The 24,666-nt window shown below is 66.1% G+C and carries 24 protein-coding genes and 1 pseudogene; 17 read left to right on the top strand and 8 right to left on the bottom strand.

Features of this window, described 5'->3' with window-relative positions:
- The first annotated feature begins 184 nt into the window (after positions 1–184).
- The 4 genes from ACFFC4_RS20035 (at position 185) to ACFFC4_RS20020 (ending at position 4,685) form a co-directional block, all read left to right on the top strand.
- Positions 185–832: a TetR/AcrR family transcriptional regulator gene (locus ACFFC4_RS20035; protein WP_375504170.1), complete on the top strand. Its 648-nt coding sequence runs from the start codon at positions 185–187 to the stop codon at positions 830–832.
- 85 nt (positions 833–917) lie between these two features.
- The gene (locus ACFFC4_RS20030; protein ID WP_375504168.1) at positions 918–2,207 is read left to right on the top strand and encodes a bifunctional 3,4-dihydroxy-2-butanone-4-phosphate synthase/GTP cyclohydrolase II; all 1,290 of its coding nucleotides are present in this window, start codon (positions 918–920) and stop codon (positions 2,205–2,207) included.
- 68 nt (positions 2,208–2,275) lie between these two features.
- On the top strand, positions 2,276–3,490 hold the full coding sequence (locus ACFFC4_RS20025; RefSeq protein WP_375504166.1) for a CaiB/BaiF CoA transferase family protein: 1,215 nt from the start codon (positions 2,276–2,278) through the stop codon (positions 3,488–3,490).
- A 1-nt stretch (position 3,491) separates the two neighbouring features.
- Positions 3,492–4,685, top strand: a complete 1,194-nt coding sequence (locus tag ACFFC4_RS20020; protein ID WP_375504164.1) for a flavin reductase — start codon at positions 3,492–3,494, stop codon at positions 4,683–4,685.
- Positions 4,686–4,725: 40 nt separating this feature from the next.
- On the opposite strand, the gene ACFFC4_RS20015 is transcribed toward ACFFC4_RS20020, so the two are convergent.
- The 4 genes from ACFFC4_RS20015 to ACFFC4_RS20000 all read right to left on the bottom strand — a co-directional run bounded on the left by ACFFC4_RS20015 (position 4,726) and on the right by ACFFC4_RS20000 (position 8,475).
- Positions 4,726–5,634, bottom strand: coding sequence for an alpha/beta hydrolase (locus ACFFC4_RS20015; RefSeq protein ID WP_375504162.1), 909 nt, complete (start codon positions 5,632–5,634; stop codon positions 4,726–4,728).
- 22 nt (positions 5,635–5,656) lie between these two features.
- The gene (locus ACFFC4_RS20010) at positions 5,657–6,721 is read right to left on the bottom strand and encodes an LLM class flavin-dependent oxidoreductase (RefSeq protein WP_375504160.1); all 1,065 of its coding nucleotides are present in this window, start codon (positions 6,719–6,721) and stop codon (positions 5,657–5,659) included.
- Positions 6,722–6,776: 55 nt separating this feature from the next.
- Complete coding sequence (locus ACFFC4_RS20005; RefSeq protein ID WP_375504158.1) at positions 6,777–7,739, bottom strand: HpcH/HpaI aldolase/citrate lyase family protein; 963 nt, start codon at positions 7,737–7,739, stop codon at positions 6,777–6,779.
- 103 nt (positions 7,740–7,842) lie between these two features.
- On the bottom strand, positions 7,843–8,475 hold the full coding sequence (locus ACFFC4_RS20000; protein WP_375504156.1) for a TetR/AcrR family transcriptional regulator: 633 nt from the start codon (positions 8,473–8,475) through the stop codon (positions 7,843–7,845).
- Positions 8,476–8,678: 203 nt separating this feature from the next.
- On the opposite strand from ACFFC4_RS20000, the gene ACFFC4_RS19995 reads away from it, so the two are divergent.
- From ACFFC4_RS19995 to ACFFC4_RS19975, 5 genes are read left to right on the top strand one after another with little or no spacing between them, the layout of a single operon-like run.
- Positions 8,679–9,581, top strand: a complete 903-nt coding sequence (locus ACFFC4_RS19995; protein ID WP_375504154.1) for a dihydrodipicolinate synthase family protein — start codon at positions 8,679–8,681, stop codon at positions 9,579–9,581.
- The gene (locus ACFFC4_RS19990; protein WP_375504152.1) at positions 9,548–10,084 is read left to right on the top strand and encodes a MaoC family dehydratase; all 537 of its coding nucleotides are present in this window, start codon (positions 9,548–9,550) and stop codon (positions 10,082–10,084) included. The genes ACFFC4_RS19995 and ACFFC4_RS19990 overlap by 34 nt, the downstream gene beginning before the upstream one ends.
- Positions 10,081–10,575 carry a MaoC family dehydratase gene (locus tag ACFFC4_RS19985; RefSeq protein WP_375504150.1) on the top strand — a complete coding sequence of 165 codons (495 nt, stop codon included), beginning with the start codon at positions 10,081–10,083 and terminating at the stop codon, positions 10,573–10,575. Before ACFFC4_RS19990 ends, ACFFC4_RS19985 begins: the two co-directional genes overlap by 4 nt.
- On the top strand, positions 10,562–12,073 hold the full coding sequence (gene tcuA, locus ACFFC4_RS19980) for an FAD-dependent tricarballylate dehydrogenase TcuA (protein ID WP_375504148.1): 1,512 nt from the start codon (positions 10,562–10,564) through the stop codon (positions 12,071–12,073). Before ACFFC4_RS19985 ends, tcuA begins: the two co-directional genes overlap by 14 nt.
- Before the next feature lie 40 nt (positions 12,074–12,113).
- Complete coding sequence (locus tag ACFFC4_RS19975; RefSeq protein ID WP_375504146.1) at positions 12,114–12,446, top strand: hypothetical protein; 333 nt, start codon at positions 12,114–12,116, stop codon at positions 12,444–12,446.
- Positions 12,447–12,464: 18 nt separating this feature from the next.
- On the opposite strand, the gene ACFFC4_RS19970 is transcribed toward ACFFC4_RS19975, so the two are convergent.
- Both ACFFC4_RS19970 and ACFFC4_RS19965 read right to left on the bottom strand, forming a co-directional pair.
- Positions 12,465–13,937 (bottom strand): aldehyde dehydrogenase, encoded by a 1,473-nt coding sequence (locus ACFFC4_RS19970; RefSeq protein ID WP_375504144.1) that lies wholly within the window; start codon positions 13,935–13,937, stop codon positions 12,465–12,467.
- 134 nt (positions 13,938–14,071) lie between these two features.
- Positions 14,072–14,266 (bottom strand): ferredoxin, encoded by a 195-nt coding sequence (locus ACFFC4_RS19965; RefSeq protein ID WP_375504142.1) that lies wholly within the window; start codon positions 14,264–14,266, stop codon positions 14,072–14,074.
- Between the two features lie 233 nt (positions 14,267–14,499).
- Here ACFFC4_RS19965 and ACFFC4_RS19960 point away from each other — a divergent pair, with 233 nt between their 5' ends.
- The 3 genes from ACFFC4_RS19960 (at position 14,500) to ACFFC4_RS19950 (ending at position 18,159) form a co-directional block, all read left to right on the top strand.
- Entirely contained in the window at positions 14,500–15,276 is a 777-nt protein-coding gene (locus tag ACFFC4_RS19960) for an SDR family NAD(P)-dependent oxidoreductase (protein WP_375504140.1), read from the top strand.
- Between the two features lie 94 nt (positions 15,277–15,370).
- Positions 15,371–17,143 carry a thiamine pyrophosphate-binding protein gene (locus tag ACFFC4_RS19955; RefSeq protein WP_375504138.1) on the top strand — a complete coding sequence of 591 codons (1,773 nt, stop codon included), beginning with the start codon at positions 15,371–15,373 and terminating at the stop codon, positions 17,141–17,143.
- Positions 17,140–18,159 carry a PrpF domain-containing protein gene (locus ACFFC4_RS19950; RefSeq protein WP_375504136.1) on the top strand — a complete coding sequence of 340 codons (1,020 nt, stop codon included), beginning with the start codon at positions 17,140–17,142 and terminating at the stop codon, positions 18,157–18,159. Before ACFFC4_RS19955 ends, ACFFC4_RS19950 begins: the two co-directional genes overlap by 4 nt.
- 8 nt (positions 18,160–18,167) lie before the next feature.
- Here the strand turns inward: ACFFC4_RS19950 and ACFFC4_RS19945 are convergent, their stop codons facing one another.
- A complete protein-coding gene (locus ACFFC4_RS19945) occupies positions 18,168–19,007 on the bottom strand; it encodes an IclR family transcriptional regulator (protein ID WP_375504134.1) in 840 nt (279 codons plus the stop codon).
- A 216-nt stretch (positions 19,008–19,223) separates the two neighbouring features.
- Here ACFFC4_RS19945 and ACFFC4_RS19940 point away from each other — a divergent pair, with 216 nt between their 5' ends.
- Positions 19,224–20,015, top strand: coding sequence for an SDR family NAD(P)-dependent oxidoreductase (locus ACFFC4_RS19940; RefSeq protein ID WP_375504132.1), 792 nt, complete (start codon positions 19,224–19,226; stop codon positions 20,013–20,015).
- A gap of 18 nt (positions 20,016–20,033) precedes the next feature.
- Complete coding sequence (locus ACFFC4_RS19935; protein ID WP_375504130.1) at positions 20,034–20,372, top strand: hypothetical protein; 339 nt, start codon at positions 20,034–20,036, stop codon at positions 20,370–20,372.
- A 5-nt stretch (positions 20,373–20,377) separates the two neighbouring features.
- Here the strand turns inward: ACFFC4_RS19935 and ACFFC4_RS19930 are convergent, their stop codons facing one another.
- Positions 20,378–21,259, bottom strand: a complete 882-nt coding sequence (locus ACFFC4_RS19930; RefSeq protein ID WP_375504128.1) for an amidohydrolase family protein — start codon at positions 21,257–21,259, stop codon at positions 20,378–20,380.
- Positions 21,260–21,961: 702 nt separating this feature from the next.
- Between ACFFC4_RS19930 and ACFFC4_RS19925 the strand changes: the two genes are divergently transcribed.
- The 3 genes and pseudogenes from ACFFC4_RS19925 to ACFFC4_RS19915 all read left to right on the top strand — a co-directional run.
- Positions 21,962–22,543, top strand: a complete 582-nt coding sequence (locus tag ACFFC4_RS19925; RefSeq protein WP_375504126.1) for a riboflavin kinase — start codon at positions 21,962–21,964, stop codon at positions 22,541–22,543.
- Positions 22,544–22,828: 285 nt separating this feature from the next.
- The gene (locus tag ACFFC4_RS19920; RefSeq protein ID WP_375504172.1) at positions 22,829–23,770 is read left to right on the top strand and encodes a DDE-type integrase/transposase/recombinase; all 942 of its coding nucleotides are present in this window, start codon (positions 22,829–22,831) and stop codon (positions 23,768–23,770) included.
- Positions 23,667–24,666 (top strand): annotated as a pseudogene (locus ACFFC4_RS19915) (IS30 family transposase); the annotation flags it as partial. The gene ACFFC4_RS19920 and the pseudogene ACFFC4_RS19915, both read left to right, overlap by 104 nt.

Below are 24,666 nucleotides of genomic sequence, written 5' to 3'. Positions count from 1 at the left end.
ACCGGTCACCACGATCAGGAACCCGACTTACACCACTCGGCGGGACTCTCCCGGCCCGGGCCGCCAGGCGGACGTTTCCCGCGTCTTCACCGACGCAGCCCCGCGAGGAAGGGTAGGACTATTACCGATCAACCTGAACCATTTTGGAGGCGTTGTGCCGGCGAAAACATCGACCCAGGTTTCGTTGAACTCGCCGTCCGAGGGCAACGCCGGGGGCCGGGCGACCCGAGAGCGGATCCTCCTCGTCGCAGAACGACTGTTCGCCCGGCGCGGCATCGAGGCCGTCTCCATGCGGGAGATCCTCGAGGAGGCCGGCCAACGCAACAAGAGCGCGGCCCAGTACCACTTCGGTGGCAAGGACGGGCTGGTGACCGCGGTGTTGAACTTCCGACTGGAGGCGATCAATCACCGCCGGACCGCACGGTTGGACGACATCGAGGCGGCGGGGCTGCAAAGTGACCTGCGCGAACTCGCCGCAGCCGTGGTGTGCCCGCTCGCCGAGACCCTCGACGATGCCGACAACCACTTCGCCGGCCTACTGGTCCGCTGGCATCTCGATCAGCCGTTCCGCAACCGGGACAACTACGTCGACCCCGTAGTCACCGAGAGCTATCGCCGAATTGGCGCAATGCTGCGGCACGCAAGCGGATTGTCCGGGTCGGGCTTCGACGTCCGGTACGCGCTCGCCATCGACATGACGTACACCGCCCTCGCGGTCCGCCACGCGAGCGAGCGATCCGAGGTAGACACGTCCCCAGAACGCCACGAATTCGTCCGGAACTTAGTCGATGCTGTGCACGGCATCTTTGCATCACCAAACTACGACGGTTGACGTTTGTAAGGCACCTGCCTTATGTTGAGTCCTCAGGCCGGTATCGCTCGCACGAGCGAAGGCGGCGCGAAGACATCGAGGTGCGATGAGTCATCCGCCCGTCCCGGAGTGCCGCCCCGCGGCGCACACGATCACCGCTGCCGTGGCCCACCTACGGGCCGGCGGCATGCTGCTTGTCACCGACGCCAAGGACCGGGAGAACGAGGCCGACCTCGTGGTCGCCGCCGAGCTCGTCACGACCGAACAGATGGCCTTCATAGTCCGCCACAGCACGGGAATCGTCTGCGCCCCAATGAGCGCCGAGCGATGCGATGACCTGAACCTGCCGCAGATGGTGAGCCACAGCTCGGACCCATTGGGCACGGCGTTCACCGTCACGGTCGATGCTGTCGGTAACGGCACCGGGGTCAGCGCGGCGGAGCGGGTGCAGACCGTGCGCACGCTGGCCCGCAGTGACGCAAGCCCCGACGACCTGCGCCGGCCCGGCCACGTCTTCCCGCTGCGCGCACGATCCGGCGGCGTCCTCACCCGGCCAGGGCATACCGAGGCCGCCGTCGACCTCGTGCGGCTCGCCGGGCTGAGCGGCGTCGCGGTCATCGCCGAGGTCGTGTCCGACGACGGCACGATGACGCGCGGCCAGCGTCTCGAACAGTTCGCAGCGACCCACGACCTGCCAGTCATCTCGATCGCCGACGTTGTGCGCCACCGGTACGCAACCGAGCGTCTGGTCGAGGTCGCCTCATCGTCGCGGCTGCCCACCCGCTTCGGCGACTTTGTCGCCACCGTCTACACCAACACCTTCAACGGCGTTGAGAACTTCGTCCTGACAATGGGCGACGTCGCCGCGGCCAACGCCTCTGGCGATGGTGTCCTCGTGCGCGTGCACAGCGAATGCCTGTCCGGTGACACGTTTGGCTCGCTCAAGTGTGACTGCGGCGACCAACTCGCTCGTGCCCTCGAGGCCATCGCCGGGCAGGGTTGCGGCGCGCTGGTGTACCTGCGCGGCCACGAAGGACGGGGCATCGGACTGGCGCACAAGATCCGCGCCTACGCGCTGCAGGAGACTGGGCTCGACACCATCGACGCCAACCTCGCCCTTGGCTTGCCCGTCGATTCGCGCAGCTACGGGGTCGGCGCCCAGATCCTGACCGACCTCGGGGTGACCCGTGTCCGGTTGATGACCAACAATCCGGCCAAGTACGACAGCCTAGAGGGGTTTGGGATCGAAATCGTCGAGCGAATCGCCGTTGCGCCCACCGTCTCGGAGCACAACGTGCGCTACCTGCGAACGAAGCGTGATCGGCTCGGCCACACGCTTCCCTCCGACGGCAATCTCGGGACCGACGTGCGTCCGGCCGTCACCGCCAACCCGTGACCGCGACCGCGACCGGAAGGGTCGGAACGGGCGACGATCGCAGCCCGCGGACGGGCGTACTTGCAGGTGTGAAGGTCGTTGACCTTACGCAGATGCTCGCCGGCCCGTACTGCACCATGATCCTGGCTGACCTCGGCGCCGACGTGATCAAAGTCGAGCCGCCGAACGGGGACATGGTGCGCGAGCTCGGGCCCTTCGCCGTTGACGACGACCAGCGCTGGTTCGGTGGTTACTTCCAGAGCGTCAATCGCAACAAGCGCAGCGTAGCGTTGGACCTGAAACGCCCGGAAGGCCGCGAGGCACTGCTGGCAATCACCGACACGGCGGACGTTGTGGTCGAGAACTACCGCAGCGGCGTGATGGACCGGCTGGGGATCGGGTACGAGCTGCTCGCCGAACGCAACCCCCGGCTGGTCTACGCAGCGATTCGCGGCTTCGGCGACGAACGCACCGGCCGGAGCCCGTATCGGCAGTGGCCGGCCTTCGATGTCGTGGCGCAGGCGATTGGTGGGCTGGTGGGCATCAACGGTCCACCGGGGCAGCCGACGAAAGCCGGCCCGGGCATCGGCGACATGTTCCCCGCGGTGCTCGCGGCGGTGGGGATCCTCGCCGCGCTCCGTTCGGCCGAGCGCACGGGTAGGGGTCAGTTCGTCGACGTCGCCATGTCCGACGCCGTACTCGCGCTGTGCGAACGCGTCGTGTATCAGTATTCCTACGGCGGTGTCATCGCGGCGCCCGAGGGCAACGGTCATCCCATGCTGTGTCCGTTCGACGTGTTCCCCGCGCGGGACGGGTGGGTAGCGATCGCTGCCCACCGCGACCACTTCTGGGCCGAGCTGTGTGCGCGGATCGACCGCCCGGAGCTCGCGGCCGACGCGCGCTACGCCACGAACCCGGCCCGGGTGGCACATCGCAACGAGGTCGAGGAGATCATCACGTCGTGGACGCGAGAGCGATCACGCGCGGAGATTGTCGAGGTCATGGGTGGCGTGGTGCCGTGCGGTGCGGTGAACGACGCCGAGTCACTGAGCCGGGATCCGCACTTCGCTGCCCGGGACATGTTGGTCACGCTGGACCAGCCCGGCAGCTCGGGCGGCTACGCCGTCGTCGGCAGTCCCATCAAACTGACCGGCGACCCGGTTGACACGTTTCGGCGCGCGCCACTTCTGGGCGAGGACGCGCGCGACGTCCTGCGCGAGGTTGGGTTTGACGACCTTCACATCGACGAGCTGCGTTCCAGCGGCACCCTGACGGCAGCGCCGTTTGACCGGAGAGGGGTCTGACGTGGTCCGTCCCGATTCACCGACGTCGGTGACGGCCGGGTCGATGGGCTTAGACCAGCGGCGCTTCCGCGACGTGCTCGGGCACCTGCCATCCGGCGTGGTCGCCATCACCGGTGTCGACGACGACGGCGAGCCGGCCGGCATGATCGTCGGAACTTTCACGTCGGTGTCACTCGACCCTCCGCTCGTTGCGTTCTTCGTCGACCAAGGTTCCACGTCGTTCCCGCGTATCCGTGCGGCGGGCGTGTTCTGTGCCAACATCCTCTCTGCGCGACAAGAGAGCCTGTGCCGGGTGCTCGCCGCGAAGGGCGGCCAAAAGTTCGCTGACGTTGCGTGGCAGCCCGCCGGTTCAGGCGCACCCGCCATCGACGAAGCAGTGGCGTGGGTCGACTGCGACATCGAATCCGTCGGTGCGGCTGGCGATCACTATCTCGTCATCGGACGGGTCCGCGAACTCGGCGTGGGCACCCCGACGATCCCGCTGCTGTTCTTCCAAGGCGGGTTCGGCGCGTTCGCACCGGGCTCGCTGGCCATCGAGTCCCACGGCGAGTTCCTGGATGCCCTGCGCCCGCTCGAGCGGGTGCGCGACGGCATGACCGATCTGGCCGTTGAGCTCGGCGCTGACTGCATCGCGCACGCGATCGTCGAGCGCCATATCGTCGTGGTTGCCGCGGCCTACTCCCCTCGGGGTGGCGTCACCTACCCGCAGGTCGGGTTTCGTACCCCGCTCGTTCCGCCGTGGGCCGAGCCGTTCCTGGCGTGGGCGCCCGACGACATGCGAGCTGGGTGGCTGCAACGCCTCGCGGCCGACGCGCGCGCGGGGTACGACGTCGAGAGCATCCGGGCAAACATGGAACAGATCCGAGCGACTGGGTGGGCCTTTACGGTGCGGACCGACCACCCGGCGGACGACCGGACGTTGGAGAATCTCGTGCGCTACGGCTATACGCCGGCGATTGAGCGCGATCTCACGGACCTGATCCGCAATCGCAGCAAGCATGGCGACGTGCAAACCCTCGAGTCCTTACCTGCGGGTGCGGTCCGGACGTTGTGCGCACCCGTGCTGGACGGTGCGGGTCACCTGTCTATCATGCTCGCGCTGCACAACCTGCCCGCCGACCTGCAGGCGACCGACGTGCGGAGGTACCTCGACGGCCTGCTCGAGCTTGCGGGGTCGGCAAGGACCGAAGAGTAGCGGCGCGACTGGCGTACGCATCGTAACTTCGGCCGCGTTGTCAGGCGCTCGCCGTGAACTTGCCTACGAAGGTGCCTAGGTGCGCGATCGCGTCCTGCCCCTCTGGCACGCGGCTGGCGAACAGGGGCCAGTCGTGCACCATGTCCTGACCGACGTATAGCTCGACCTCACCCCCGCACCGGCGGATGTTCGCCTCGATGCGGATCGGGTCGTCGTAGAGCGCCTCCTCCGTCCCCACCAGCAGCAGCACCGCGGGCATGTCGGTGAAGTCGGCGAACACCGGGGACGCGTACGGGTTGCGCAGATCGTGCCAGCTACGGACGTAGCGCATCGCGTAGTTGTGGCTGCCGGTAGGCGACACGAGCGGGTCGCGATCGGCCCGCTCGGCCACTGAGGCCCCGGAATGCGTGAGATCACCAAGCGGGGAGATCGCCGCGATGCACGCCGGACTCGGATAGCCGAGGTCACGGCAGGCGAGGCCCAGGCCGAGCGCGAGTCCGGCGCCGGCCGAGTCCCCACTGAGCGCGATAGACCCTGCGGACACGCCTTCGCTGCCCAGCAACCACCGATACGCGCCAAGCCCGTCGTCGAGCGCGGCCGGGAAGGGGTGCTCCGGCGCCAGGCGGTAGTCCACTGACAACACACTGGCTCGCGCTGCCTGCGAGATCCGCGCACACAGGTCGCGGTGCGTGTAGACGGACCCAGTGCCGTACCCGCCGCCATGGAAGTGCACGACCACCCGCCCCGGATCGGCGTCCGGGCTGCGGACCCAGGCTGCCGCCACCCCACCCGCGTCTACCTCGTCGAAGGTGTGCGCGGGCGGATCGTAGAAGCGCTCGTTGAGCTCGACGACCTTGGCGCGCAGTTCAGCCATCGTGGGATTGCTGTCGGTCGAGCGACCGCGCTGTCCGAGATAGGCGAGCAGATCGAGAAATCCTTGACTGGGCATGTATCCCGCCTACCGGCCTGGGTCACAGTTCCTTGAGCGCGGGGATGACGTGCTTGGCGTAGAGCCCGAGGCTGCTCTCGGCCTCCTCGGGCGACATCCCGCCGAAGAACCCGTGAGCCAGGATCGTGTGGCAGTTCGTGCGCTTCTGGGCGTAGGTGAGCTTCTCGATCACCTGGTCGGGCGTGCCCCAGGCGTTCCGCTCGACGAAGTCAACCACGTGCTGGTCGGGGTCGGCGGCGATCTTCGATTCCCACTGCTGATAGGCCTCGTAACCCTTGACCTTCTCCAGACCCGAGGCACCGAACTTGTAGTGCTTGAGGACCTCGCGGTAGTACTTGCTGAGGTACTTATGGGCGGCTTCACGGGCCTGGTCGGCGTCCTCGTGCACGTAGACGAACTGGTCGAGCAGGGGGCGGGGCCGCGGCACCGACGGGTGGAACTTCTCCCACTCGGTGGCGTACACGCCCTGCTCCTCCTCGTTCTGGTCCCACGACTTGCTGGGGACCAGGAGGATGGCGGCGCCGAGTCGAGCCATGATCGGCAGCGACGGAACGGAACCGGCCGCCGCGACCAGGCGGCCCTTGAACGACTTCAGCGGGAAGGGCCGGATGTCGCGGGCAGGCATGTGGTAGAACTTGCGCGGCTTATCCTCGATGCGGCCCGTTTCGAGCGCCTCGAGCACGATGTCGGCGATCTCATCGAATCGCTCCCGCGACTCGTCCATCGGGATGCGCATGCCCTCGTACTCAAAGTCGCACACGCCACGGCCGATGCCGAGGGTGAAGCGACCGTTGGACATGTGGTCGAGCACGGACACCTCCTCCGCGATCCGCAACGGGTCGTGCCACGGGATGACGAGCACCATGGTGCCGATCTCGATCTCGGAGGAGCGGCCGCAGACCCAGGACAAGTACTGCAGCGGGTTGGGGCTCATTTCGTAGTCAGTGAAGTGGTGCTCCGTCGCCCAGACGGAGTCGAAACCGTGGTCAATCACGAAGTCGGTCAGGTGGAGCTCGTCGCGCCAGACGTCGCGGTCCGGACGCAGTGAGGACGGGTTTTGGAAGGTAGCGGCGTACCCGAACTTCATGAGTGTGTCTCCTCGGTTGTCGGTGCGTTCATGGTTCTTGCGCGGGTTGAACTTGTCAGGAGACCAGCGAGTCGAGCTGCCGGTCCGATGCCTCGCGGCACTGTTGTGCACGGTCCAGGGTCTGCTGGAAGATCCGGGCCGACGCGGCATCGACCATGACACCGTCGACGGCAACCGCGCCGAGGCCCTCGGCTTCCGCGGCCCGGACAACGGACACAATGTGTTCTGCCGCGGCGATCTCTTCTGGCGTCGGTGAGAAGGCCGTGTTCGCACACGCGATCTGCGACGGGTGGATACACCACTTGCCGCCACCGCCGATCGCGGCGAACGACGCAGCGGTGCGGGTGTAACCCGCCAGGTCGCGGAAGTTCGCGTACGGCCCGTCGATGGGCTCAAGACCGTGGGCCCGAGACGCGACCACCACGCGCTGCCGCGCATAGTCCCAGATGTCGTTCGGCGGACCGCTGCCGTCGTCCGACGGTCCCGCGCCGATGTGGCCGCCCGGGACGCGCTGGCTAGCGGCGAGATCCCCGACGCCGAGAATGAGCGCTTCGAGCCGTGGCGAGGCGGCCGCGATGGAGTCAATGTTGAGCAGCGCCTCGGTCTCCTCGATGAGTACCTCGATGCCCACTCGGCCAGGTTCTAGGCCTGCCCGGCGTTCTAGGTGGCTGAGGCTGTCGTCCAGGAACCAAACATCGCGTGCGGTCTTGGCTTTCGGCAGGATGATCACGTCTAGATTGGCGCCGGCACCAGTCACTAACTCGTGTAGGTCGTCGTAGAACCAAGGTGAGCCCGCCGCGTTCACGCGGCACGAGCGAATCTTGCCGTGCCAGTCCAACTCGTTTAGCCCGTCGATAACGTTGGCCCGTGCACCGGCCTTGGCATTCGCGGCCACGGAGTCTTCAAGATCAAGGAATACCAAGTCGGCCTCGCTCGCGGCCGCCTTCGAGATCATTTTCGGATTGGTGCCCGGTACCGACAGCTCTGAGCGACGCAGACCTCGACAGCCGTCGGACATGGCACCCCAACCGTGTTTACGCGCCCGGTCGCCGATGTCTGGCGTGCGCGGCTGAGGGTGACGGTACACGCTAGCTTGTCAGCAAGCAATAAACTCGTCTGGCTTAGCCTCGGCCAGTCGGGCGCAGCCGCGCCTCGGTCGCTCGGTGCAGATGCTCGAGTGCAGGAACGGGGTCGAACCCCTCGGGATCCAGCAGCCACTGGTATCCGATGCCGCGCAGTCCGGACACCACCGCGGCTGCTTCGTCCTCGACGCCCACGTCGGACCTGATCGACCCGTCCTTGACGCCGCGGTGCACGATGTCGGCCAGGTCGTCACGTTGCGAGCGGTGGAACTCGGTGAACACCTCCTTGAGCTCGGCGTTCGACCCAACCGCCTCGAACATCAGCGTGTACAGCAGATTCACGCCTTTCGAGTCGCGCTGGAATTCCTCGTTAATGGCACTGATCAGCGCGAGAAAACCGTCGAGCCCGTTGTGATCCCTGATCGTCGGCAGCCACCGCTTGTGACTCCAGCCCGTCGTGATGCGGTCGACAACCATGGCCAAGAGGTTCGCCTTCGAGCCGAACTTGATGGTGACAATGCCACGGCTGTACCCCGCACGCTCACCCACGGCGGCCAAGGTCATGTGCGTGTAGCCGACCTCAGAGATCAGCTCGCCAGCGGCTTCGAGCAGGCGTCTCGTGGACGTCTCGGACCGCTGCTGCTGACGGTTCGCGCTCGCGCCCTGAGTCATATGCGCTCCCCCTTCGGGTCCATGCCGCGCGACCGAGCCAAGCTACACCAGTCGGCACCCCACATCCCGTCGGCACGGAGTGCGTACCGGCTGCAATCTTTCTTGTTAGCTAAAAAACAAGTACGGTTCATGTGGAACCGGCGCCGCCGGTGGTCAGGGGAGTTCGCGTGGTTCTCAGCGGGTTGCAGGCAGGCTGCTTTGCCATGAGCGTGACGCCCTTCGACGACCGCGGGCGCTTCGACGAGGAGGCTCTGCGCGAACACGTCCGCTGGCTGACGGCCGAAGGCGTGAGCACAGTACCCGCGAGCGTGTCCACTGGCGAGGGCACCTTGCTGACCGACGCCGAACTGCTACGGACGTACGAGATCGTGGTGGAGGAATCGGCCGGCCGATTCCCCGTCCTTGCGGCCAATCGAGAGTTCCCCACCGCGCGGGAGAACATCGAGTTCGCACGCCAGGCGCAGGTTAGAGGTGTCGACGCCGTACAAGTCTACCCACCGACACTCGGTCATGCTCAGACGCCCACGGTGGATATGCTGGACAGCTTCTATGACGAGGTGCTGCCCGAGATTAATCTGCCGGTGCTCGTGTCGAACAATAGCTTCACCGGCTTCGAACCCCCGCTGGCCGTGCACGAGAGGCTCGTGGACCGCCACGAGAATGTGGCGGGCTTTTTCAAGAATAGTCCCGACTTCCTGAACAGCGCGACCTTCTACGCCCGGCTCGCCCCGCGCGTCACCGTGCTCACCGGCTTCGTCCGTCTGCCGATGGCCTTCCTGCTCGGCGTTAGGGGTGAACTGGACAACGTACAGAACGTCGCACCACGCACCTGCCGCACCGTGCACGACGCTTTGCACGCTGGAGACCTTGCTGCCGCCGGCGCCGCGTACGCCGACCTCGTTCGCGTCATCGCCGGCATCAGTGCCTTCTGCCGGGACGAGGGGCTGGGTCGCGTCCCGGTGGTTAAGGGCATCCTGCGTGCCCTGGGCCGGCCGGGTGCCTTGCACACACGTTCCCCGCACCGACCGATCGGTAGCGCTCAGCAATCCAAGCTCGGCGACCTGGTCGCGTCTTGGAAGCTGCGCGAACTCGAAGGGATGAGTTGAGAACGGGTGGCCGGATGAATGATCGACAGGTCTTGGACACAGAGTCGTTCGTGCTTCGCAAGCGAGGACGCACGTATGCGGACTTTCAGGTCGGACAGACGTTCAACCACCATTGGGGCCGCACGCTGCACGAGTCGGACAACACGATGTTTTGCACGGCGACCTGCAACTGGAACCCGCTCTACCTGAACTACGAGTTCGCCCGCGCCAACGGTCACCCGGACTGCCCGATCCACCCCTCGCTTGTGCTGTGTGTCGTTATCGGACTGTCCGTCGAAGACTTGAGTGAGACAGCGGGACCGTTTCTGGGCTTGAGCAACTGTGTGTTTCCCCGCCCGGTCTACCCGGGCGAAACCCTCACCGCCGAGTCGGTCGTGCTGGCATGCCGCGTATCGGACTCGCGACCGGACACCGGTGTGGTCACCTGGCGGACGACCGGGCATGATCGCCATGGCGACATCATCGTCAGCTTTGTCCGTTCCAACCTGGTGGCTGTCGCGTGAGCGCCATAGAGCCGACCTCGGCGACGGCAGCGGACACCTGGTTTGAGGACTTCCGGCCGGGACAGCGCATCCGCCACGCGCGCGCAGCAACCATCGACGCGGTAACCGGTGCCTTCCTGGCCAAGAGGGTGATGAACACCGCGCAGGTGCACTGGAACAACCAAGCCGGCCGGGACGGCGTTCTCGGACCCGGCTTCGTAGTGTTCGGGCTGATCACCGCGTCGACGGTTCTCGGGCTCGCCGGGCAGGACACCACCGAGAACGCGGAGTGCGAGACCAGTTACGACGATTTCCGATTCACGGCGCCGGTGTACCAAGGCGACACCGTGTCGGCGTTCAGCGAGGTCATCAGCGTCCAGCCGCATCCTGAGCGCAACGACGTCGGTGTCGTGCAGTTCGCGCACTGGGGCGTCAACCAGGACGACACTGTCGTGTTCCACGGCAAGCGCACGGCGCTCGTTCGGAAGCGGGTGAGTTGTGCAGATTCCTGAGTATGCCGACGTTGTCGTCGTTGGGGCGGGCAACGCGGCCTTATGCAGCGCCTTGAGCGCGGCGGAGCAGGGAGCGTCCGTTCTCGTCGTCGAACGCACCTCGCGAGCCGACCGTGGTGGCAACGGGATCTTCACCGGAGGGTTCATGCGGTTCGCCTTCGACGGAATCGACGACCTCCGCGCCGTCGCCGACCTCAGTGCCGCCGAAGAGCAGAACCTAGCGGTCGGGCAATACACGCCGGAAGCCTTCTTCGTGGACGTCGCCGAAGTCACCGATTACCGCGCCGATCCTGACCTCGTCGAAGCGCTGACGACCCGGAGCAACGCGACCGTCCGCTGGCTCAAGAGCGTCGGCGTCCGGTTTCTTCCCGCCCTGGGCCTGCACCCGGCGGACGACGACGGACGGGTTCCGATGCTGGGCCACGCGCCCGCCGTCGAGGTCTCCGGCGGGGGCGCCGGTCTCATCGACGCTCTGTACCGCCGCGTCGACGCGGTCGGTCTGCCGGTCTTGTACCGGACCCGGGCGACGTCGCTGGTCACGAATGACGTCGGTGACGTCGTCGGTGTGCGCGTCCGCCACGATCGCACCGAGTACGTCATCGGGGCCAAGGCGGTGATCCTCGCGTCGGGCGGATTCGAGGCCAGTGCCGAGCTGCGGGCCCGCTACCTCGGCAGCAACTGGGATCTAGCCCGGGTGCGTGGTGCGAGCAGCAACACCGGCGACGGGATTCGCATGGCGCTCGACATCGGAGGTCAGGCGTTCGGCAACTGGAGCGGGTGCCATTCCGCGCCGGTGGATGTCAACTCGCCCGCGTTCGGCGATCCGAATCTGACCGATGCTTTCACCCGGCGGTCGTACCACCTCGGCATCATGGTCAATCGCGAGGGTCGCCGTTTCCTGGACGAGGGTGCCGATTTCGAGGCTAGAACGTATTCCTTTTACGGCAAAGAGATCCTCCAGCAGCCGGGTCAGGTTGCTTACCAAATCTTCGACGCGGCCGCGCTGCCGCATCTGCGTCCGGAGTACGCGTTGCGGCAGGGCACCCGGATCCAGAAGGACACCATCGCCGCGCTCGCCGACGCAGCCGCGATCAACCCCGACCAGCTCAGGTCAACGGTGGCCGAATTCAACGCCGCGACAGGCGATGCGCCGTTCGACCCTCGGGTGAAGGACGGGAAGTCGACCGGCTCGCTGCACCCGCCGAAATCGAATTGGGCGACACCGATCATCACGCCACCGTTCACGGCGTTTCCGGTGACCTGCGGCATCACCTTCACCTACGGTGGTGTGCGCATAAACAGCGACGCCCAGGTGATGCACGAGGACGGCTACCCGGTAACGGGTCTATTCGCCGCCGGCGAGATGGTGGGTGGGCTGTTTTGGGGCAACTACCCCACGGGGGGCGGCGTCATCAGTGGCGCCGTGTTCGGCCGCACCGCGGGTACCCACGCCGGTCGGCTCGCAGCGCACAGCGAAACGCAATCGTCAGCTCAGTAAAAGACCGCTCGATCCTGCCAAGGACACGAAGGAACAAGCAATGGATGCAACCGAAGGCGTCGCCTACTTTCACGTCGTCGCGTGCCAGTTCGGCGCCCCTGACCGACTCGAGGAGTGGCAAGACTGGTACGACAACGTGCACGTGCCCGGACTGTTGGCCGTACCGGGCATGCGTTCGGTTCGCCGCTACGACGAACGCGGAACCAGCGACCGGTTCCTGGCAATCTGGGAGATTGACGGACCGCACGTATTTGACGAACCGGCCTACCAGGCCGCCAAAGGCTTCGGCGCCTGGGAACCGTTCGTGAAGCAGTGGACGATCTCGCTACTGGAACGGCACAAGCCGGAGCGGCTGTTCCCGGTCCGCAACTAGGCTAAGCGGTCCGGAGAGTCAGCCTATTTGCACCGCACCGACGTGGACGGGCGGCCATGGCTGACCCGGGTGCGGGTAAATGGACTGCAACGCCTGGTAATTAGACAAGCCCTCGACGCCGAGCTCGCGGCCCAGGCCGCTGCCCTTCACCCCGCCGAACGGGGCGGCGAGATCAGCCTGAAAACTATTGATGCCGACCGTCCCGGTATGGAGGCGACGGGCGACGTCGACACCACGTGCGTGATCGGCGGTCCACACCGTGCCGCCCAGGCCGTAGCGGGAGTCGTTGGCCATAGCGATCGCATTGTCGACGTTCTCGTAGGCGATGACGCACAGCACCGGTCCGAAGATCTCCTCACGCGCGATTACGGAGGTGTTCTCGACATCGGCAAATATCGTTGGCTCGACGAACCAGCCACGGTCCTCGCCCTTCGGTCGTCCGCCGCCGACCGTCAGGCGTGCGCCCTCGGCGAGGCCGGCCCTGATGTAACCCTCGACCCGATCGCGGTGTGCCGATGAGGTCATGGGACCGATCTCGGTGGCTTCGTCGAGGGCGTTCCCGATCGGTTGTGAGGCGACCAGGTCCGTGATCGTGTCGGTGAACTCGGCGAGGCGACTTCGCGGAACGAGGATGCGCGTGCTGATCCAGCAGGTCTGCCCGCTGTTGCACATCGTCGAGTACAAGAAGTCTTCGCGCGCGGAGATCAGGTCTGCATCGTCGAGCACGATCGCTGCAGACTTGCCGCCAAGTTCGAGCGTCACCGGACGGATCAGCTCCGCACATCGCTGCCCCACGCTCCGCCCGCCCGCGGTGGAACCGGTGAAGCTGACCTTATCGATTTCTGGATGGCCGACGAGGTACGCGCCGATGTCGCGGCCGCCCGGGAGGATGTTGATGACTCCGGACGGCAGTCCGGCGTCAGCCACGCACTGGGCGAGCAGGAAGGCGTCGAGTACGGTCTCCGGCGACGGCTTGAGCACCGCGGTACAGCCGGCCGCCAGCAGAGGCGCAAGTTTCAGGAACGTAGTGCCGAGCGGGAAGTTCCACGGGGTGATCGCCGCGACCACACCGATCGGTCCGGTGCGCACGAGCGAGCGTCCGCGGAACTCTTCGGCCCCGTGCTCGCGGATCATGTCTGCGTAGAAGCGCAGCATGTGCGGCCCGACTGAACCTTCGGCAGAGCGGCTGAGCCGGATCGGCATGCCGTTCTGCGAGCTGACGAGCTGCGCGAAGTCCTCGGCGTGCGTTTCCAGGACGGCGGCCAGCCGTTCCATCGCGTCGGCGCGTCGGTCGGGCGCCCAATGGGACCAACCCTGCGGATCGTCGAACGCTTGTCGGGCCGCGGCAACTGCGGCATCGATGTCCGCGTCGGTCGCGTCAGGAACCGACCCAATGACCTCTTCGGTGCTCGCGGAGACGACACCGATCGTGGCCGTCCCGGCGGGATCGTGCCAGTCGCCGCCGTAGAAGAATTTGTCGTGCTGCATCATGAGCGGCCTCCCACAGGGGATCGGACGTCGCCACGGCGCTGCGGCGTGATGCGCCGTCATGGCTGTGCTCGCCCGAACGGGTCTACGCTATCGCACGCGTCGTATCCACTGCAACCGATATGCGTCTCACGCAACTAGCGTCCGATGACGATGGCGCGCGCGGGGCACAGCATCGCCGCCCGGTCGACCGCGTCCTCCTGGGCCGGCTCGACCTCGTCGGTCAGCAGCACCACGATGCCGTCGTCCTCGTCCTGGTCGAACACCTCGGGCGCCGTAAGCACGCACTGTCCCGTTCCGAGACACAGCTCCTGGTCGACTCGTAGCCGCATGATTGACCCTTCTTGTTTGGCGTCCCGCGTGTGGCCGGGTTGCTGATGGTGCGCTTCGAGAGCGCCCCCCCTCATGTGTCGGGCGCGATTGCACCCAAGAACGAGGATCGGACGGTAGCCCGGTGACGCTTTACAAGCAACCATGTTGCACAAGGCGCGTCGTGGCCCCTAGCATGCTGGCCACCGGCACACGTCCGGTACCCGACCGGCGACCGACGAGGGATAACGCGCTGATGGCTGACGCCCGCCCCGTTGAGCGACCGCTGCACGAACGCGTCGTGGTCGTGACCGGTGCCGCAAAGGGTCTCGGGGACGCAATCGCCCGTGAGCTAGCTCCGCGCTGCGCCGCCCTGCTACTCGCAGACCTCGACGCAGAACGCGTCGAGGCCCAGGCCGATCGGCTGAGGGCGGAGGGGCGCAAGGCGACCGCCTGGGTGGCCGACCTAACCGACCCCGGCAGCGCCGGGGCGCTCATCGACGTGGCCGACGCCGAGTTCGGCGGCGCAGATGTCCTGGTCAATAACGCGGGGATCGTCGAATACGCCCCTTTAGCGGAAACCTCCCGGGAACTCTTCCGGCGTCTGATGGCGGTCGACGTCGAGTCCGTCTACTTCCTCACGCAGGCCTTCGCGGACTCACTGCGCCGGCGGGAATCCGGCGGTTGCGTCGTGAATTTGGGGACGAGCCATGCCCTCACCGGCGTCGGTGGCACGTCGGCGTACTCGACGGCGAAGGGTGCGGTGCATGCCATGACCAGAGCCTTGGCCGTCGAACTGGCTCCGCTGGGAATCCGCGTCAACACGCTGGCCCTCGGGACGACGTTGACCGAACGCGTCCGCTCTGAGTTGGCTCCCGAGCTGCTCCGTAAACGGATGCGCCAAATCCCTCTCGCTCGCGGCGCTCGGCCGCAGGAAGCCGCCGCCGCCGTGGCATACCTGCTCGACGCCGGCTTCGCGACCGGAACTGAACTGGTCCTCGACGGCGGCTTCACCGTCTTCGGCGACGCCTGATCACCCTCGCCTCCCTTGCCGCCTTCCATCCCGCCCGCCCGCACCCGCACGCCGTGCAACCCACGCCACCTACCGAACGAGAGAGAGAACGCCGATGAAAATGACTGGAGCCGAGATCTTGACCTCCATACTTGCCGAGGCGGGAATCTCTGTCGTGTCCGGCATCCCCGGTCATACGGTGATCGACTTCGCTCTCTCGGTCGGCGCGGAGCGAGAACCCGCACGTAAAGCGTTTACTCAGTTGCTCGTCCGGCACGAGGCGACGTCGATGTTCGCTGCCGACGCGTACTTTCGGGTCAGCGGACGCCTCATGGCGCCCTTCACCCATGCGTTCCCCGGCGCTGCCAACGGCATCACCGCTGCGGCGAACGCGTACGCCGACTACTCAAGCCTGTTCTGGGTGCTCGGCAACACCGCGTCCGTCGGCATCGGCCGTGGTGGGTACCAGGAGCTGTCCCGGCAGATCGACGATGACCTGACCCAACTCGTCCGCCCGGCCGTCAAACGTGTTTGGCAACCACGTTCGGCGGCCGATCTCGCCCCCAACGCGCTGTCCGCGCTTCGCGAGGCGACGACCGGCCGGCCCGGCCCGGTGGCGTTGAACGTGTCCCAGGAGATCTGGTCGCAGGAGGTGGATGTACCCGGCCCGCCGAACGTCGAAGGTTACCTCCACGCCACCCGTCCCCGACCGGATGCCGACAGCGTTGAGGCCGCGGCGCGGTTGCTCGCCGAGGCGAAACGGCCGGTCATTCTCGCCGGCAACGGCGTGAACCTCGCACGGGCGCGAGCCCGGTTGCGGCTACTGGCCGAGACCTACGGGATCCCGGTCGCGACGACCGCGTCCGGCAAGGGCGCCTTCCCCGAGGACCACCCGCTATCGGTCGGGGTCGCGGGCTGGGTCGGGACGGGGACTGCAAACGAGGCCACCCGATCAGCCGATGTGCTGCTGGTGCTCGGCGCGCGCCTTGCCGAGACCACGTCGAGTTCGTGGGTCCCTGGGGCTACCTTCACCCCGTCGACGACGATCATCCAGGCCGACGCCGAAGCTAGCGGCGTCGCCAATGCCTACCCGGTGCGCGAAGCCCTGATCGGCGACCTGCGCTCGACGCTGGACGACCTGCACACGGCGTTGAGTGACGCCAAGGTCGGCGACCTCGGTGAGTGGCATCAGCACCTGGATTACGCGCGTTGGCAGTGGGCGACGGTGGCGAAGCATTCCCAGAACGGCGGATCGAGGGGCGCCGTGGGCACGGGTGCCGTGGTGCAGGCATTGCGTGCGGCCTACCCTGGCCCGATCAACATGGTCAACGATTGCGGGAAGCACCATAAGTGGGTGGTCCAGCAGCTCGAGGCGCGCGAGGACGACTACATCGTCAGCAGCATGGGCGGCGCGTCGATGGGCATCGGCCTGGCCGGCGCCATCGGCGCGCAGCTGGCGCGGCCGGAATGCCCGACCATCGCTTGGCTCGGCGACGGCGGCATGTCAATGTCCCTGGCCGCGCTGCCGACGGTCGCCGAGTACAACCTGCCCATTGTCACGGTCGTGATCGACGACGCCGCCTACGGCGTCGTGCACAACACGCAGATGGCCTCGGCCGGGCGGATCGCGTTCGCCGATTTCAACGGATCGGGCGAGAACCCCGACTACCGCCTGGACTTCACCAAGGTCGCCGAGGGGTGCGGCGTCGCTGGTCGCACGGTAGCCGACGCGGCTGAACTCAATGACGCCTTCGCCTGGGCGAAGAAGACGAACGGTCCGGCTGTGATCACCGTCCTGTCCGATATGGCCTCGGTACAGCCGACCGGCGGCGGCCAACTACGTCCCCTCGAGGACAACTCGCAGAAGCTGGTGTGGTCGGCGGAGTGAACGCACGCCACACGCTCGATGTCGCTCTGATGCGCGGCGGGACCAGCCGCGGAGCGGTGCTTCCCATCGAGGCCGCCCCGACGCCCGGGCCTCGGAGAGACGAGTTGGCCCGCTCGCTGATCGGCGGCGTCCTCGTCGACGGGCTCGGCGGCGGCTCCCCGACGACGAGCAAGGTTGTACTCGTCGGCAAAGGTACGGATGTCGATTTCGACTACATAGTCGGCAACGTCGCCGCCGACGCAAGCGTGGTCGACTGGAGCGGCACTTGCGGGAACATGACTGCCGCCGTGGTGCCTTACGCGGCGATGGCCGGCCTACTCTCCGATAACGCGCGCACCCGGTATCGCCTACGCAACCTCGCGACTCAACGCCCGGTCGACATCGAGGTGCACGACCCACGATCGCTGCAACGCCCAGGTAACGAGGTCGGGCTGACGACGACCTACCTCGAGCCCGGCGGAGCCGTGCTCGGCAAGACCCTGCCGACGGCGCAACCGGTTGACCTGCTCGAAGTCGACGGCGCCACCGTCAAGACCACCATCGTCGACGTCGCGCATCCCTACCTCTTCGTCCGCTTCAAGGACGCGCTCGGCGACACGGACGTCAGTTCGCCGGAGGCGGCCGAGCGCATTGAACGCATCCGGTCCGCCGCGTGCGTCCGGCTCGGACTCAGTGCATCCGCCGAAGAGGCTCGTTATTCCTCAGCGGCGGTTCCCCGCATCGTCCTGCTCCATCAGGACTCCGCCCCTGCCGATGTGCGGATCACGGCGATCTCGATGGGTCAGCCGATCCGCAGCGTGCCGGTCACGGCGGCGATGTGCCTGGCTGCCGCTCGACAGATTGCGGGCACCCTGGTGGCGGGCCCCGACACTGGGTCGGGCGACACCGAGACGCGCGTGATCGGCCCTGCCGGCGAAGTCCGAGCCCGGGCCGAGACTGACCGATCGGGCCACGTCCTGAGCACCTCGGTCCGTCGCGACGCGCGATGCATCATGCGCGGCACGGTGTGGGCGTGACCGAGCGATCAGGCGGTGTTGTAGCTCCAGTCCGCGGGAGCGCCCAGCGCATCACTGATGGCATCCGCCGTGCCCTTCACCTTCGCGACGTAGAAATCGATCTTGCCGATGGTCAGCCGGGACGATGCACCGGCAATGGTCAGCGCAGCGACCACGTTCCCGTCGTGATCCGCGATCGGCGCAGCGACACAGCGCAAGCCCGGTTCCAGCTCCTCGTTGTCGAGCGCGAAGCCGTGTTTGCGGATGATGGCCAACTGATCCTTGAGGTCGGTCAGCGTGCCGACAGTGTGCGTGGTGTGCTGCGACAGCTTCTTTTTCGGGAAGAGCATGTCGAGGGTCTGCTCGGACAAGCCCGCCAGCAACGCCTTGCCCATCGCCGTCGTGTGCGCGGCGTTGCGCTTGCCAACAAAGGAATGCATGCGCATGGCATACGAGCCGTTGACCAGTACGACAGTGACCGCCTCGTCGCCCTCGAGCACGCCCAAGTGACAGGTCTCGCCAACGTCGTCAACCAGCGCGTTGACGTAGTCGGTGGCCACCGTGGCGAGGTTGGCATCGAGCGTGGCGATCGAGCCCAGTCGCGCAAACTTCCCGCTGAGCCGAAATCCCGAGCCGTTGAACCCCGGCACCAGATACCCGCTAAGCACCAGGTTCGATGCGATCCGCGAAGCCGTCGACTTGTGCACGCCGAGGAAGCGGGCAATCTCCGTGGCGGTGACGGTCTGGCGATTCACATCGAACATGTCGAACACGGCGAGCCCGTTGCGCAGTGCTCCCATACGTCCGGGATCGCCGGCTGCTGCGATGTCCGCAGCAGCCGTTGTGACCCCCACGTCCGGTTCGGCCACGGCGACTCACCTCCTGTTCGTCGCGGCGCGAGCTACGCGTTGTCGGGCGGCATCGCCGATCCGTCACGGCGCCCGTCGCATCACCAGTAAAGTCACTCAACGCTATCGCAACAAGGACGCGTGTGACGCAACCTCCTCCAAACGGGCCTCCACCTCACTGGACCTTGCTAGTTAGCCGAATAACAAGTAATTTTGGGGCGATCATCGAGGAGACCCATGCCAAACCTGCTGACTGACAAGGTCGCCATAGTCACCGGCGCTGGCGGCGGGATCGGGAGCGCGATCGCAGCACGGCTGGCGCAGGCCGGTGCCGTCTTGTCGCTCGTGGACCGCAACTTCGCATCGACGGCCGAATGGGGTGGGCACGCCTCGACGGCGTCGGTCGTCGCCCTCGTCGAGGCCGCCGGAAGTCAAGCCATCGTGGCAGAGGGCGATGCCGCGGACCGTTCGGTCGCGGCGGCGGTCGCCGAGCAGACACTGGCGAAGTTCGGCGCGATCGACATCCTGGTCAACTGCGCTGGCGGGGTGGTGACCGCCGCCGATCGCAGTTTCGCATCGACTTCGCCGGACGAGGACCTCGATACCGTCTTTCGTGCCAACTACCGCTCGACGGTGACGTTCAGCCAGTCGGTGCTCGGCGTCATGAGGCAACAAGGATCCGGCGCCATCGTCAATATCACCTCCGGCCTCGGGCACCTGTCCTCGCGCGACGGTGCGCTCTCGCACTACTTCGCCTCGAAGGCTGCCGTCAGTTCGTACACGACCTCTCTCGCGCAGGAGGTCGGATCGTTCGGCGTCCGCGTGAACGCGGTCCTGCCCGGGCTGATCCTCACGCCTCGCGTCGCCGCCCAGGCACCCGATCGAGGGGCGGTGCGGCCCGAGCAACTCCAACGCATCAGTTTGCGCCGCTATGGCCAACCCGACGACATCGCGAAGGTGGTCGAGTTCTTCGCGAGCGACCTCGCCTCGTATGTCACGGGCCAGGTACTCGCCGTCAACGGCGGCTGACGAGAGGTACTGACACCGATGACTGAAGCAGATGAGACGTGGTTCCAGGTCGTGCGAGTCGACTTCGAAGGAACTGCGGACACTCTTGGCGCGTTCCACCAGTGGTACGACGAGGTACACATCCCGGCCATGACAGCGGCTCCGGGTATTCGTTCCTGCAGCCGGTTCGTGGACGTGAACTCCCCTTCCGCATTGCTCGCGATCTGGGAGATCGACCATCCCTCCGCCTACGAGCATCCCGCCGCGGTCGCCGGCGCGGGCTGGGGACAGTTCGCCCCGAACGTGGCCGGTTGCACGGTCACCTACACGAAGCAGGTCGGCACCGTTCGTAGATTCGGCACCGCGGCAGCGTCCTGATCGGCTTACTGAGCCGGGGCGGGAATGTCGAGTAGTCGCCGCGCCGTGCCGCCCAGGATGGCCTGCTTTTCGGAGTTCGAGAGCCGGTCGGTATCACGGACGTAGCCCAGCGCTTCGGCGTAGGTGCTGCTCCAGGTACGCCGGTCGCCGATCTCGTTCGTCCCCGGCTTCATGCGCAGACGTGTCATGTCGCTGCCCCACATTATCCGCTCGGGCCCGAAAGCCTCCAGGACAGTCGCGAGCTGCGGCCAGATGTCGGCGTGCGGATAGGGCGCGCGTGACAGCGTGGGGGCGCCGCAGAATTTTATCGCCACGTTGTCAAAACGAGCGAGCGAGTTTGTGGTCGGCAGCAGTGACCATGGATCGTCGGCAACAGGCATCGGGGTCTGCGGCAGTCCGAGGTGGTCGACGATGATCTGCAGCTGGGGATAGGCGTTGGCGATGCGGGCGACTGCGCCGGGTTGGCCGGACGCGAACAGGAAGAGCGGCGCGCCGAGGCGTTCTGCGGTGGCGAAGACACGGTCGAGGGCACCCGTGCGATACCCGCGGGCCAAGCTGCCGTCGCTCCAGTCGACGATGCCCGTGCGCACTGCGCCGATCCCGGGCGTCTGCAGGTAGGCCGCGAAGAGCGACTCGATGTCGCGGTCGGGCGCGGCTCGGTCACCGCTTGCGTCGAAGTAGGTGACCACGCCCACGAAGCGCTGCGGGTAGTAGTTGACCGCGCTGGTGCAGATCTCTACTCCGCCGGTCAAGAGGGCAACATCAACGCCGACACAATCCATTGCTTCTCTGGTGAGTTCGCAAACGACAGCCGGCTGCGCCAGCTCGGCAATTGTTTCGGAGTGCACCGGGACGACCGGATGCAGTTGCGCATCGACGATGGTCATATTTGCGTCTCCTCGTTAAGCCGCTACCGGGGTATGCGGTGACTTATGTGCAGAACGGCATTCCGGTCGGTATACGGCGTCGTCCGACAGGCTACCAATAGTGCGAGACCATGGGCGACATCTTTATCGTCTATACCAAGTCATCCGACAGCGCGACGGTGCAGGTGGCCGCCGACTGTGCTGAGCGAAACGGTCTTAGTCGGTCAGCGCGACGACGGCGAGCCACTCATAAAGCAAAATTCACATCACTTCACGATATCGGCCTTTCGGCAGAGCAGCTCCCGGTTTGAAGCCCTCGACAGATGATCGATCAAACGATCCATCGTCAAAACTGACCCGACGCCGGTTCATCCGGCACGAAGTTGTGGCAGCGGTCTCAATCCGCCAGCCTCGCACGAGGCTATCGCGACGTAGTAGCTGAGTTTGCGCGGGCCCAGAGCCGAGACCGCGCAAAGGTGGTCGTTCCTGCGGGAATCGCCCTACACCACCGTACAAGCACCAGGCAATACGAATACGACGCCGCCCCCACATCGGTGACGACGCCGCCTGCGACGACACCGTCCGGCCGGCGTCGGGCTGAGGTTGCGGCCGCTTTGGTTCTCTCGGCCCCCAGTTGACTGGATAAGGCATGTGCCTTATATTAGACCAGGGTCGCCGGGCGTCGAACGAAGTTCCCGCTCAGACCGCTTGGTGGTGGAGGTGGTGGCCATCAAAGATAAAGCTGCGCGTGGTTCCGATACCGCGATTCACCCAATCATGCAGATCAGTGTGCTGGCCATTGCTGGTGTTTCTATGGAAGGGAAGTCAATGATCGCAGAGAGAGCTCAGCTCAGCTCAGCTGGCAGCGTAGCAATCGACGATCTGGGCGTCCGGCTTTCCTCCCCCGTTCGCGTCCGCGGGACGGTCGCGCACGGAGAACATCGCGGGCGCACGCTGGGTTTCCCCACTGCGAACCTCTACCTCCATGACGAAAGCCAGCTCCCAAGCGATGGCGTGTACGCCGGCTTCGTGCGCGACGTCGATCTAGGCATGTCCGTGCTCGGCCCCAGCGCCATCTCGATCGGCACCAATCCCACCTTCGGTGCACACGAGCGCCGGCTCGAGGCGCATATTCTCGGCTTAGACGCCGATATCTATGGTCATACAATCGACGTCGAAATCGCTTACTTGATCCGAGGAATGGCTAGGTTCACGGACGTCGATCAGCTAATCGCGACGATTCAAAATGACGTTGACCGCGCGGCAGGCTTCGCTCTGCGGTGTACGCCGTTCGCAGAAGTGTGAACCGCCCCGGGTTCAGTAAGGGCGGGGTTGTGCCGCGTTGTCCTCGGTGAGGGCGGGCGTTGTCACAGTAGTAGGCGGTCTCGTATTCAGTCGGCGGGACGTGTCCGATGCTGCTGTGCAGGCGGGTCTCGGTTGAACCAGTTGACCCAGCTCAGGGTGGCGAGTTCGAGGTCGTCGCAGCCGCGCCCGGGTCCTTCGCACTGGACGCATTCGGTCTGTATTGGCCGATCAGAGATTCAGCTTGGGCGTTGTCGTAGCTGTCGCCGACGCGCTTACGGTTGGTCGATGAGCCCTCACCCGGGCGGGCCATCGACCTCGGTGCCTTCCGCGAGCGCAGCCGCGGACGCTCATTTGCACGACGGACCGCCGCAAACGGCGTCTCACGCCCATCGCATCGACACCGTCTCGACCCGACCACCTGCGATTGTCAGTTTGAACTGTCCCGGGTTTGATGCCGCTTCGCATCTTGCGAAGGATGCAGATACAACGCAGCTGGCATGCCGGGGTCTCGAAGCACACGGTCGACCGGCTGATGCGCCAAGAGGCATGCGGGGCCTGACCCGGGGACGCAAGATCCGCACCACGATCCCGGGCAAGGACGGGGTGCGGGCCGGTGACCTGCTAAACCGCGACTTCCGCACCACCGCCCCGAACCGGGCGTGGGTCACCGACTTCACCTACGTCGCCACCTGGTCCGGGTTCGCCTACGTCGCGTTCGCGATCGACCTCTACTCCAGGGCGATCGTGGGCTGGTCGACCGCGGCAACGAAGGACGTCGCGTTCGTCGAGTCATGCCTGTCGATGGCGCTCTGGCGTCGTGATCACACCGGCCGCCCGATGCCCGACGGGATGATCCACCACTCTGACGCCGGGTATCAAGGCGGATTCAACTGGTCGTCGCAACATCTCGTGATCGTGGAGGTGTTCGGTGGTTCGTCGACAGCAAGCAGCCGATCGTGCGGTACGTCCGAAGTTGAAGTCGCCTGGTCATCCGAAGTTCCAGCGTCATGTCGAGGTCGCGTTCTGGGTCGAGATCGCCAAGGGCCCGCTGGCCGAGGAAGCTGCTGGCGTGATCGGCGTGGCGCCGGCAGTCGGAGCGCGGTGGTTCCACAACGCTGGCGGTATGCCGCCATTGGACCTGCAGCAGAGGCCTTCGGGCCGATATCTGTCCTTCGCCGAACGCGAGGACATCGCGCTGCTGCGCGCTCAAGACAAGGGCGTGCGTGAGATCGCCCGGACGATCGGGCGTGACCCGGGGACGGTCTCTCGCGAGCTTCGCCGCAATGCGGCAGTGCGCTACGGCTGCAGCGGCTACCGGACGTCGGTCGCACAGGGGAAGGCTGACATGGCGGCGCGGCGCCCGAAGGCGGCGAACCTGGTCGTCAACCCGCGGCTGCACGCCTATGTCCAGGATCGCCTGTCGGGTGAGATCAACCGGCCGGACGGCATACTGATCGCCGGGCCGACACCGCCGCGGTTCACGGGCCGCAACAAGCCCCACCGCAAGGATCGGGCGTGGTCGCGGGCCTGGAGTCCGGACCAGATCGCGAACCGGATCAGACTCGACTTCCCCGATGATGAGTCCATGCGCATAAGCCATGAGGCGATCTATCAGTCGCTCTATTGTCCAGGGCCGGGGCGCACTGAAACGCGAGATGGTGTCTACGCACCGGCCGCGCGCTCCACGCGCCGCGGGATCGGTCCCGACGCAAGACCTGGGCGCACGTCACGCCCGAGACGCTGATCAGCGAACGTCCTGCCGAGGTCGACGACCGCGCCGTCCCGGGGCATTGGAAGGCGATCTCCTGATCGGGCTAGAAAGGTCGGCGATCGGCACGGTTGTCGAGCGCACGACCAGTTCACGATGCTGGTGCACCTGCCCCGCGAAGCGGGCTACCGACACAAGGAGACAACCAAGAACGGGCCGGCGCTGGCCGGCTACGGCGCGATCACAACGAGGGACGCACTCGCGAACACGATGTCGAGCCTGCCCGAGCACCTGGCCCGGTCGCTGACCCTGGAATCGCGGCAAAGAGATGTCAGCGCATGCGAAGTTCGAGGTCGAGACCGGTCGTGCCCCGGGGAGTGGTGTAAATCGTTCGCGTACAGCTCTGCGTTGTTGC

The organism is uncultured Jatrophihabitans sp. (assembly GCF_964244045.1).
GTDB lineage: Bacteria > Actinomycetota > Actinomycetes > Mycobacteriales > Jatrophihabitantaceae > Jatrophihabitans.
The sequence above is the reverse complement of the archived record's forward strand: the minus strand, read 5'-3'. Positions and strand labels throughout refer to the sequence as shown.